The 11,409-nt window shown below is 63.1% G+C and carries 10 protein-coding genes and 1 pseudogene; 8 read left to right on the top strand and 3 right to left on the bottom strand.

The window, feature by feature from the left end; translation table 11 throughout:
* The first annotated feature begins 138 nt into the window (after positions 1–138).
* From BMX78_RS22165 to BMX78_RS22150, 4 genes are all read left to right on the top strand, one after another.
* A complete protein-coding gene (locus BMX78_RS22165; protein ID WP_170850921.1) occupies positions 139–1,092 on the top strand; it encodes an ABC transporter permease in 954 nt (317 codons plus the stop codon).
* The gene (locus BMX78_RS22160) at positions 1,092–1,991 is read left to right on the top strand and encodes an ABC transporter permease (protein ID WP_091424672.1); all 900 of its coding nucleotides are present in this window, start codon (positions 1,092–1,094) and stop codon (positions 1,989–1,991) included. The genes BMX78_RS22165 and BMX78_RS22160 overlap by 1 nt, the downstream gene beginning before the upstream one ends.
* Positions 1,991–3,799: an ABC transporter ATP-binding protein gene (locus BMX78_RS22155; protein ID WP_091424670.1), complete on the top strand. Its 1,809-nt coding sequence runs from the start codon at positions 1,991–1,993 to the stop codon at positions 3,797–3,799. Before BMX78_RS22160 ends, BMX78_RS22155 begins: the two co-directional genes overlap by 1 nt.
* A gap of 338 nt (positions 3,800–4,137) precedes the next feature.
* Complete coding sequence (locus tag BMX78_RS22150; protein WP_091424667.1) at positions 4,138–5,064, top strand: aldo/keto reductase; 927 nt, start codon at positions 4,138–4,140, stop codon at positions 5,062–5,064.
* Between the two features lie 36 nt (positions 5,065–5,100).
* Here BMX78_RS22150 and BMX78_RS23540 read toward each other — a convergent pair.
* The 3 genes and pseudogenes from BMX78_RS23540 to BMX78_RS23310 form a co-directional block, all read right to left on the bottom strand.
* Positions 5,101–5,220: pseudogene (locus tag BMX78_RS23540) on the bottom strand (recombinase family protein); the annotation flags it as partial.
* 176 nt (positions 5,221–5,396) lie between these two features.
* Positions 5,397–6,038: an MFS transporter gene (locus BMX78_RS23315; RefSeq protein WP_211482616.1), complete on the bottom strand. Its 642-nt coding sequence runs from the start codon at positions 6,036–6,038 to the stop codon at positions 5,397–5,399.
* Positions 6,039–6,088: 50 nt separating this feature from the next.
* Positions 6,089–6,949: an MFS transporter gene (locus BMX78_RS23310; RefSeq protein WP_211482615.1), complete on the bottom strand. Its 861-nt coding sequence runs from the start codon at positions 6,947–6,949 to the stop codon at positions 6,089–6,091.
* A 127-nt stretch (positions 6,950–7,076) separates the two neighbouring features.
* Here BMX78_RS23310 and BMX78_RS22135 point away from each other — a divergent pair, with 127 nt between their 5' ends.
* The 4 genes from BMX78_RS22135 to BMX78_RS22120 all read left to right on the top strand — a co-directional run bounded on the left by BMX78_RS22135 (position 7,077) and on the right by BMX78_RS22120 (position 11,063).
* Positions 7,077–7,463 carry a MerR family transcriptional regulator gene (locus tag BMX78_RS22135; RefSeq protein ID WP_091424665.1) on the top strand — a complete coding sequence of 129 codons (387 nt, stop codon included), beginning with the start codon at positions 7,077–7,079 and terminating at the stop codon, positions 7,461–7,463.
* 69 nt (positions 7,464–7,532) lie between these two features.
* Entirely contained in the window at positions 7,533–8,741 is a 1,209-nt protein-coding gene (locus BMX78_RS22130; protein ID WP_091424662.1) for an MFS transporter, read from the top strand.
* Positions 8,742–8,796: 55 nt separating this feature from the next.
* Positions 8,797–10,125, top strand: a complete 1,329-nt coding sequence (locus BMX78_RS22125; RefSeq protein WP_091424658.1) for an NtaA/DmoA family FMN-dependent monooxygenase — start codon at positions 8,797–8,799, stop codon at positions 10,123–10,125.
* Between the two features lie 65 nt (positions 10,126–10,190).
* Entirely contained in the window at positions 10,191–11,063 is an 873-nt protein-coding gene (locus BMX78_RS22120) for an aldo/keto reductase (RefSeq protein WP_091424657.1), read from the top strand.
* Positions 11,064–11,409 lie beyond the last annotated feature (346 nt).

Raw genomic sequence — 11,409 nt, 5'->3', positions numbered from 1 at the left:
TATGCGTTCGCCGTTCGGCGATTATGACTTCACCGACGTCACGGTGAATAAATGACCACCACGGTGACTACGCCCCCGGCGTCCCCGCCCCCGGTAACGAGGACCGGGCGGCGTGGCCCGGGGTCCTTGCCTCCGCTTGTGCGTTATGTGCTGGTGCGGATCGGTACTGGTGTGGTGACTCTGTTGGCGGTATCTGTTCTGGTGTTTTTTGGTGCGAATCTGCTGCCAGGGAACGCGGCTGAGGTTGCTTTGGGGGTTAACACGGGCGATCCCGCCGCGCTTCAGGCCGCGCTGCAGGCGGCGGGGCTGGATCAGCCTGTCGTGCTGCGGTACTGGTCGTGGCTTACGGGGCTGCTGCAAGGGGATCTGGGAGTGTCGATGGTGACCCATCAGCCGGTCGCGGATCTTGTGGGATCGCGGTTGAGGAATACCCTGGTTCTCACCGGGTGTTTGCTGGTGCTGCTCGTCCCGGTGGCGGTGGTGCTGGGTACCTGGTCCGCGATGCGGAAAGACACGCTGATCGACCGTGTCGTGGGCACCGGTACGATGTGGTTCCTGGCCACGCCGGAGTTCGTCATCGGCACGTTCCTGGTAGTGATTTTCGCGAGCTGGCTCAAAGTCCTGCCGAGCGTTTCGCTCCTGAACCCAAGGATGACGGCGTTGGAGCAACCGAACCTCCTCGTGCTTCCGGTGCTGACGATGCTGATAGTGGGTGCCGGTCAGGTGACTCGCCTGGTGAGGGCGTCGACTATTGATGTGCTGCAGTCCGATTTCGTGCAGATGGCGGTGCTCCGGGGAGTGCCGGCCCGCACCCTCCTCCTCCGTCACGTGTTGCCGAACTCGCTGGGACCCTCGGTGCAGGTACTGGGTCTGGCGATGGGCTCTCTCATCGGTGGTGTGGTCGTGATCGAGACCGTTTTCAACTACCCGGGTGTGGGAACGATGCTCGTCGAGGCAGTCTCCACCCGCGACATCACGACCGTGGCCAGCCTCACGATCCTGCTCAGCGCCGCGTACATCCTCAGCAACCTGATCGCCGATCTGGTGGCAATGGTCCTCAACCCGCAACTGCGCCGCGGAGGTGCTTTCTGATGACAACCCTGTCCAAGAACAAGCCCACACGGGCCAGCACCCGCCCCGTACCGTTGCGGCGGGCAGGGCGGGCGTTGCGGAATGTGTTCAGGCTCGCAACGGGAACGGTGAGCGGACGCTTCGGTGTGGCTGCCATGGCGGTGATCCTGACCGTTGTCATCCTGGGTCCTTTCCTGGCACCGCACGGCATCACGGATGTCGCGGGGGTTCCTTTCGGCCCCCCGGACTCCACCCATCTGCTGGGAACCGATTACCTCGGACGCGATGTCCTTAGCCGATTCCTGCACGGTGGAGCCACCCTGATCATGCTGTCCTTGCTGGCTCCTCTTATCTCGTTGGTGATTGGAGGCTTGGTCGGCACGCTCGCCGGTTCCATCGGTGGCAGAGTCGATCTCGTCATAACGTGGATCGTCGATGTTGTATTGTCGTTGCCCTCCCTGATCCTCGCGCTGCTCGTGTTAGCCAGCCTCGGCACCGGACCCGGGCCGTCGCTTGTCGCGCTGACGGTCGTGCTCGTGCCCGGCGCGATCCGGGTGGCGCGCGCAGCCACTCTGGATGCGGCCTCGGCTGATTACGTGGAGGCGGCGCTGGCACGGGGCGAGAACCGGCTCGCCGTCGCCGTACGGGAGATCCTGCCGAACACCCGCTCCGTGCTGGCCGCCGATTTCGGTGCCCGGGTGGGCTATGCAGCCCTCATCTACGCAGGACTCAGCTTCCTCGGCGTGGGCCAATCACCACCGGCGGCGGACTGGGGCCTCATGATCAACGAAAACCGGATCGGCCTTCTCATCCAGCCCATCGCAGTCGTCGTGCCGGCAATCGCCATCGCCCTCTTCACTGTATCCGTCACCACAGTTTCCGATTCAATTGCCCGCTCCGTAGGCGGAAGGACCCGATAATGAGCGCTCCCGCACCCCAACTACCCATCGGCGCCAGACCTGTCGAAGAACCTGTACTGCAGGTGCATGGCCTTCGCATCGAGACCGAGCACGGCATCGAGATCGTCGATCAGATCAGCTTCGAGGTCTCACGAGGCGAGATTTTCGCCCTCGTCGGAGAATCCGGTTGCGGTAAGTCCAGTGTCGCCCTGGGGCTTCTCGGCTTCGCACGCGCCGGGGCGCGGATCAGCACCGGCGCAATCCGAGTCGGCGACATCGACATGCCCACCCTCGACGCCCAGCGCCTGCGGACCGTTCGCGGTTCACGGATCAGCTACGTGCCACAAGATCCCAGCAAGGGCCTCAGCCCCCGCCGCACAATCATCTCGCAAATGGTCGAAACACTTACCGTGCATGGCGTGAAAACGGACGAGGCGCGTACCAGATGCATTGAAGCGATTCGGGAAGTGGAACTCCCCGCCGACGAAAGCTTCATCAACCGCTACCCGTTCGAGCTCTCCGGAGGGCAGCAGCAGCGCATCCTGATCGCGATGGCTTTGGTGGGACGACCCAGCGTGATCGTGCTCGACGAACCGACCACCGCGCTGGACGCCACGTCCCAGAAAAAGATCATCGGACTCGTCTCCAAACTCGCGGCACGACGCGAATCCGCCTTCGTCTACGTCACCCACGACCTCGCGGTGGTCCAAGAGATCGCACACAGGGTCGGCGTCATGTACTCCGGGCGACTCGTCGAAGTAGGCTCCTGCACCCAGATCTTCCGCGATCCCACCCACCCCTACACCGCCGAACTATTAAATTCGGTGCCCAGCGTCATCACTCGCCGCGTCATCAAGGGGATCCCTGGCACGGCTGCGCAGCCGGGCGAGCGGCCGAGCGGCTGCTTCTTCCGCACCCGCTGCCCGGCTGCCACAGAACAATGCGCTGAACACTTTCCTGCAGCTGCCCCCGCACACGGGGACGGATACATCCGATGCTTCCACCCCCACTCCGTACGGGTAGAAGTGAGAAACCGGGAGGAGATGGCCAACCCCGACACCGATGTGCCCGAACTCGAGGTCCGCAACCTCATCGCGACCTACGGCCGCGGATCCCGCGAGAACATCGCGGTCGACGACATAAGCTTCAGCATCGGCAAAGCCGAATGCGTCGCGATCGTTGGAGAATCAGGCAGCGGAAAATCCACCACAGGCAGATGCATCGCAGGTCTGCACCTGCCCTCAAATGGGGAGATACTCTTCCGCGGGGCGCCGCTACCAAACCAGGCAAAAGACCGCACCCGCGAACAACTCCAGCAAGTGCAGATTGTCTTCCAGAACCCCGACCGCTCACTCAACCCCTCACACACCATCCGATCCATCGTCGGACGACCCCTGGAAATGCTCGGCGGAACACGCGCCACAACCGCCGAACTCACCGAACTACTGGAGCGGGTGCAGCTGTCGGCCCGCGTGCTCGGAAAATACCCCAGCGAACTCTCCGGTGGAGAAAAACAGCGCGTCGCAATCGCACGAGCCCTCGCCGCCCGCCCCAGCATCATCATCTGCGACGAGGTCACCTCAGCACTTGACGTCTCCGTGCAAGCCACGATCGTCAACCTCCTCGACGACCTGCGCCAGAGCGGCGTCTCGCTCCTGTTCATCACCCACAACCTCGGAGTCGTGCGCAGCCTCGCCAACCGCGCAGTTGTCATGAAAGACGGACACGTCATCGAACAGGGCAACACCGCAACGATCTTCGAAAAAGCCCAACACCCTTACACCCAAGCTCTCTACAACGCCGTCCCCGAAATGCGGCTTATTGCCTGACAACCACTCCGAAAGCCAGCCTCAGCAACCCCAATAGGCTAATGGCGTGTCTAACGCCTGCAGCACTCCACAGGTGTTGCCCAACTCGTGGGCTCGTCGGGGCGGGATCCGACGCTGGAGTCATGCTCGAACATCTTGATGACTCCGGCCGAACGCACCAGAAGAAAAGTAGGAGCACGTGACCGAAAAGTACCTCCGCAGAGAACTATGTCCCCGACGGAAAGTGAACTAGTTCATTTCGCCTGCCCAGTACGGCGAGGCTCTCAAGCAGTCTCGGCTCGTAGAGCGCAGCCGATAAACCAACGCGTGTGATGACAACCAAGAAGGAGTGAAGTCTAGTGGGAGATCTACCTCGACGGACATTTGGTTCTACCGGGCTGGATGTGTCTCTTCTCGGATTCGGGGCCATGGAGCTACGCGGTCCGGCGGAAGGGGGCCCGCCGCTCGGGGACGCCGAGGCCGGGCGCCTGCTGAACACCGTGCTGGACGAGGGCATCAACTTCATCGACACCTCTATCGACTATGGCCGTAGTGAGGAACTCATCGGGCGTCACATCTCTCACCGCCGCTCCGAGTACCTTTTGGCCTCCAAATGCGGCTGCGTCCCCGACGCTTCGATCCGCTCGGACCACGTCCACACAGCGGAAAACGTCCGGAAGGGCATCGAGCAGAGCTTGCGGAAGTTAAAGACCGACCACTTGGACCTCGTGCAATTCCACCGGAGCTTGACCCAGAACGAGTTCGAGGCCGAGGGGGCGCTGCAGGAGGCACTGGCCATGCGTGACCAAGGCAAGGTCCGTTTCGTCGGCGTCTCAGGACTGTTTCCTAACATCCAAGAGCACATCCGGGCAGGATCATTCGCCGCCATTCAGGTTCCGTACTCCATCATCCAGCGCGACTACGGCGGCATCATCACCCATGCCGCGCAGGCGGGATTGGGCGTGGTGGTCCGCGGGGGAGCGGCACGGGGGGTCCCGGAAGATTGGACGTCCCGCTCCTACTACATGCTCCCTAACCAGGCGATGCGCCGTATCTGGGAAGCGGCGGCCCTGGATGAGCTGCTGGATGGGATGAGCCGCGTGGAGTTCACCTTGCGCTTCACCCTTTCGCACCCTGGCCTGCATACGGCCATCGTCGGAACATCCAATCCTGAGCATGTGCGTAGCAACGCCGCGGCCGCCGCGAGCGGCGCATTACCTGCAGATATACTCGCAGAAGTCCTCCGGCGTCTGGAGGCCGCCGAGGCCCCGTCCCACAACTTCTAGGCGGACAAAACGCGCAGCATGGACCGGAGTCCATCGAGTGTCCCTGCCAGAGACCACGTCCGTGAAGACCCTGTCCAGAACCTGGCCTTCAAGCTGGCGTTTCTCGTTCCGTTCCAGTGTGCTTACTCGTTCGTACCTGATCCGCTGTCTCGTCACCGGTGCCTCCAACCTCGCCCTGTCAGGTTGAGTTCTAGGCCTGTCTCAGAAAGAAGTCAGGACTAGCGGCGAAGTTTGTCAGGTTGAGGTGTGCCCTACTCTCCTGACGGACCGGCTGGCCAAACTTCCGGAGGGCGCCAGTTGTTGGGACTACCCCGCCGGCGGCGGGTGCCGGGTCATTTCGCGGCGCTCCCCTTCCGCCCTGGTAGGAACGTTGCAAGAGCGAGGCCGAGAAGCGCCGCGCCTGCCGCGATCAGGAATGAGGTACGGAAGCCGACCAGCGTCGGCACCTCGACGCTCCCCATGGGCTGCGCCGTGCTCGCGAGGACCACGCCTACGACGGCGCTGGAGACTGACGTGCCAATGGAACGCATCAGCGAGTTCAGCCCGTTGGCTGCACCCGATTCCGAGGGATCCACGGCGTCGAGGATGAGCGCTGGCATCACGGAATAGGCCATGCCGACGCCGCCGCCTGCAAGGGCGGCGACGATCACGATCTGCCAAACGGCGCCCATCTGCGCCGTCCCTGTCAGGTAGGCTACGGCGAACAGCGCAAGCCCTGTCATCAGCGTGAACTTTTGCCCGCGGACGGCCGACAGTCGGGCGGCGAGCGGGGCAACCGCCATCATCGCGAGACCCAATGAGGAGGCGCAGATGCCTGTCGTGACCATGGACATCCCGAGCCCGTATCCGGTGGATTCCGGCAGTTGCAACAGCTGTGGCATGACGAGTGTTACCGCGAAGAACGCCAGACCCACGGTGATCGCGGCCAGGTTGGTGAGGAGGACCTGCCGGCGTGAGGCTGTGCGCAGATCCAACAGCGGGTCCTTGGTACGCAGTTGGAAGAGCCCCCACAGCAGGAAAATCACTATGGCGGCGGCGAAGAGCCCGAGCGTGGCGGGGCTCCCCCAGCCCCAGTCGGCGCCCTTGGAGAGGGCAACAGCAGGGCGACGAGGCCAAGGGTAAGTCCGAGCGCGCCAATCACATCGAAGCGGCCGGGGATGCGCTGCTCGTTCCTGGGTACTACGGCCAAGATCGCCGCCATGGCCAGCGCACCGAGGGCGGCGGAGGCGAAGAACAGCCAGTGCCAGTCGAAGTTCTGGGCAACGAGCGCGGCCAGAGGAATGGCCAGTGCACCGCCGACACCGATGGAGCTGCTCATCAACCCTAGGGCGAATCCACGCCGCTCGGGTGGCAGCTGGTCCCAAATGATGCTGATACCGAGCGGGATGGCCCCCAACGCGAGGCCCTGGACGGCGCGCCCCACGACCATTGGCAGGAGGTCCGAAGTAAACCCGGAGACCAGCGAGCCCAGCACCATCAACCCGAGGCTGAGGACGAGCAGGCGGCGCTTGCCGTACAGGTCGCCGAGCCGCCCCATGACCGGGGCGGCGATGGTGCCGGACAGCAGCGTCGCGGTGATCACCCACGCGGCGTTGGACGCGGTGGTGTCCAACAGCCTAGGAAGGTCGGCGACGACTGGAACAAGCAGGGTCTGCATGACGGCGACGGCGATGCCGCTGAAGGCGAGGACGGGGACGAGCCCGCGTCTTCCAGGAGCCCTGACTGCCGGGGCAGCCGGAGCGGACGATGACGGTACCCGTGGCGTCCTTACTCTGGGGTGACCCGGCGCCGCCGGCTGTGTCCTGTTCGGTGGGGAAGGGTGTTTGGTCCCTTCGAGGGTCGTCTGCGGGTGGTGCGAACGGGCGGCGGTGCCCCGGCATGTCACCGCCGGGACTGACGTCTGCCGGTTCGTCGAGCAAACATTTCATGGTCTGTTCCGGTGGTGTAGTCGAACCTGGCACTGGGGTGGAAGGGTACCATTAATGTGAAGGTCGCGTACGGAGGAGGAATGAATGCGAATCGGTGAACTTTCCGCGCGAACGGGGGTGCCGCGGCGCATGCTGCGCTACTACGAGGAACAGGGCCTCATTCAACCGGTTCGTGAGGCGAATGGCTACCGGGATTATGGCGAGTACCTGGTGGAGCGGGTGGGCAAGATTCGTGGCTTGATCGACTCGGGCATTCCGTCCCGTATCGTTCTGGAAATCCTCCCGTGCCTGGATCAGGAGCAGGCGATTGTTGTTCGGAATATCGAACCCGGGCTTCGCGATCTGTTAGTCCAGGAACGCGACCGCATGACGCAGAAGATAGCCTTCCTGACTTCGAATCGAGACGCGCTCTCCCGGTACATAGCCGCTGTTGATGTTCGCGCGGGCAGATCAGAGGTACCTGCGGGCTGAGCATCTTCGCGTCCCGCCCTAACGTTCGATTTGACATTAACAGTAGTGTTAATGTTTCAAAATGGTGGGATGTCAAAGACTTTCACCGATTCCGCTCACTCTTCGTTACCCACGCGTCTGCCTGGCGGTAGCCTTCTTGCGCTGGCCACCGCCGGGTTCCTGGCGGTCATGCTCGAGACGCTGCCGGCGGGCGTCCTGCCTGCCCTCAGCGCCGGCCTGGGAGTCACGGAAGCGGTGGCGGGCCAGACCATAACCTTCTACGCCTTGGGAGCGCTCTTGGGTGCCATCCCTGTCATCGGGGCGACTATGGGGTGGCCGCGCCGGCGTCTCCTGGTAATGGCGCTGTGCGGCTACATCGTCACGAGCCTCGTTGTCGCTGTGTCGCCCGCGTTCGGGTTGACTCTCGCGGCCAGGTTCGTGGGGGGCATCTTCGCTGGAGCTCTCTGGGGGATTCTTGCAGGATATGCCAGCCGGATCGTGGATCCGGGGCAGCGGGGCCGCGCTCTGACGATTGCCCTGTCCGGCACGCCTGTCGCCCTCGCCTTCGGTACTCCTGCGGGAACCTTCCTCGCTGCAGGTATCGGCTGGCGACTTACCTTCGTCATGATGGCTGTCCTTGCGGCTGCCGTGCTCGCGTGGGTCCTTGCCGTGGTTCCGGCAATCCCCGGCCAGGAGAAGCATGAGCGCACCAATGCCCTTCAGGCCCTTCGAATTCCTGGCGTCGCGCCGGTCGTCGTCGTCGGGTTGCTCTTTTTCGCAGGCCATGCCGTGCTCTACACCTACATTGCGTCGTTCCTCGATGTCGCGGGGATGGGGAACCGTGTCAGCGCCGCGCTCCTCGTGTTCGGAGTGTCCGCTCTCGTTGGCCTGTGGGTAACGGGCATCGTCATCGACAAGCATCTGCGTCTGCTCATGCTGGGTAGCACCGCGGTGTTCGCCGTCGCGGTTCTCGTACTCGGACTGGCCTTCGCCTCGCCCGCTGCGGTCTTGGTCAGTATCGCTGCGTGGGGTCTTGCTTTCGGCGGGTCGGGAAGCCTCCAGCAGACAGCCCTCACCAACGCCGCCGGCACGGCCGTTGATGCCGCTCAATCCGTTCTCGTCACCGGCTTGAACGCTGGGATCGCGGTGGGCGGGATTCTCGGCGGGCTCGTCCTGTCCGGCCTCGGCGCCGAGGCTTTGCCGTTCGCGACCCTGGCGCTCCTTGTCATCGTTCTCGTCATCGTCGCCGCAGCCCGCCGGAATGGTTTCCCCCCGCGTCGTTCGATCGAGGCATCGTGACCTGTTCCACTCACCGTTTCCGTTCACGTCTGCCTGCAACAAGGAGTCACCGGCAATGACCACAAAGAAGATGCTGATCGGCATGCAACTGGGCAACGGCTATGGGGCCCAGACACTGGCATGGCGTGCTGCTCAGGTCGACCCGCGCAATTACACCAATCCGGACGCGTACGTACGGTACGCGCAGGCGGCCGAGCGGGGAAAGTTCCAGTTCCTGTTCTTGCCTGATTTTCTTGCGCAGAGCCAGCAATCAGATCAGGACTCACCCATGCTGACGATGGATCCCTTCATCACGATGGCGGTAATGGCTCGCGAGACCACAAAGATCGGTTTCGTCACGACAGCGTCAACGACGTTCTACGAACCCTATAACCTGGCTCGTCAGTTGAAGACGCTTGACGTGATCAGCGGAGGCCGCATCGGCTGGAACGCGATCACCACCTCCGATCAGGCCTCCGCTGCCAACTTCGGGACCACGATCGCCGGACGAGACGCCCGCTATGGGCGCGCCCACGAAGTCGTGCAGCTCATTCAAGCCCTCTGGGGAAGCTGGCAAGAGGACGCCTGGATAGCAGACCAGAAATCGGGCGTCTTCGCGGATCTGGCCAAGATTCGGCCCATCAACCTGCAAGGGCAGTACGTCGCTTCGCGTGGGCCACTGGAGATCCCCCCATCCAAGCAAGGACAACCCGTCATCTTCCAAGCTGGCGGCAGCCCGCACAGTTTGGCTCTGACCGGGCGATTCGCCAATGGCGTCATCGGGTCCACATACACCATCGAAGACTCCATCCGGCAACGATCCAACGTCCGCCGGGCAGCCGAGCAAGCTGGCCGCGACCCCGACGACATCAAGTACTTCGCCGGCATAAGCCCTACCATCGCTCCGACCAGACGCGAAGCACTCGATCGACGCGGCCAATTCGTCGAGCCCGTCATTCACCAACGGATCGGTTACCTCGGAATGATGCTCGGCATTTCCCTTACCGCAACTGACTTGGACCGGCCCTTGACCGGGCAGCAGCTTTCGACCGCCAGGGCAAACCCCTCCGACCCCCGATCCGAAAAGGCCCTCGAGATCGCCCAGGAAGGATGGAGCGTTCGCGACATCCTCTACCACGGAATCATCGACTACCACCCCGCCCCCATCGGCCCCCCGCACCTCACGGCAGACCACATGCAAAAGTGGTTCGAAGCCGGCGCCTGTGACGGATTCTGGCTCAACCCAGACATCTACGAAGACGGCATCGACGCATTCGTCGACGGGGTCGTCCCACTGCTCCAGCAGCGGGACCTGTTCCATGAGGATTACAACGGAGACACCCTCCGCGACCACCTCCATGTGCCTTATCAGTACGGCATGAGCGAACCGACCAACGCTGCATAGCCAATTCATCGCGCACACCGCACAAGACAATTCTTTCCCGCTCCACGACCTCATAAGGAGTCTTTATGATCAACCCGAACAGCCGTCCGGCGGATGCCTCCGGCTCCTTCACCCTCGGCGGCGACTTGACCGTGACGCGCCTCGGCTATGGCACCATGCAGCTCACCGGACCAGGGACCTGGGGCCAACCTGCAGACCGCGAAAACGCCATCCGGGTGGTCCGCCGCGCTGCTGAACTCGGAGTGACTCTCTTCGACAGTGCCGACGCCTACGGCCCCGATGTCACCAGCGGCATCCTCCGCGACGCCCTCTACCCCTATGCCGACGACATCGTCATCGCCACCAAGGTCGGCCAAACCCGCCAAGGCCCCGGACTGTGGACGCCGAACGGTGAACCGGCCCACCTGCGCAGCCAGGTCGAAAGGGAACTACGACATCTCTCCATCGACCGCATCGACCTTCTGCAGCTCCACCGCATCGCCCCGACCATTCCCCTCGAAGATCAGATTGGAGAACTGAAGACCCTGAAGGACGAAGGCAAGATCCGACACATCGGCCTCAGCGAGGTAACCATCGCTGAAGCGGAGGCCGCGTTGAAAATCGCCCCGATCGTGTCCGTGCAAAACCTGTACAACCTAGCCCAGCGCGATGCCGAGGAACTCCTTGACTGGGCCACCACACGAAGCATTGGGTTCATCCCCTGGTTCCCCCTCGCCACCGGTGGACTCACCGGCGAAACCAGCCCGCTCACCAACCTGGCAGCGGAACATGGTGCTACCCCCGCACAATTGGCGCTGGCCTGGCTGCTGAAAAGGAGTCCGGTCGTCCTTCCCATACCAGGAACATCAAGCATCACCCACCTTGAAGACAACATACGTGGCGCCACCATCGAACTGCGTGATACGGAGCTCGCCGCGCTCTCCGACACCGTTCGGTAACTCAAGCTGCGCCACAACCGCTAAATGCCGAGGGCAGGCATGCCGAGGTTCCGGGCGAGCCGATCCATGCTGTGCACCACAACGGTGTGGCGCGACCTAAAGATCTCGACAGGCGGTGATGGGCTCTCGGAGAGCCCGATCCGCTTCTTCCGTGGTTCGGCATCCGGCGCCCCACATCGTGGACTTCGTGCGTGACGTCTATCGAGCGGAACTGGCGGTGCGATCATGAGCCTGACGGATACTGCGTACGTGGAAACCTTTCCGGTGGATCGAATTGACGCGACGGGTGGGACTCACACCGCGCGGAGAGCTTAGTACAGTACACACTGGACGCCGAGAATCAGCT

Source organism: Arthrobacter sp. OV608 (assembly GCA_900110595.1).
In the GTDB taxonomy this organism is placed as follows: domain Bacteria; phylum Actinomycetota; class Actinomycetes; order Actinomycetales; family Micrococcaceae; genus Arthrobacter.
Note: the sequence above shows the minus strand (reverse complement) of the source record. Positions and strands in the feature narration are given on the sequence as shown.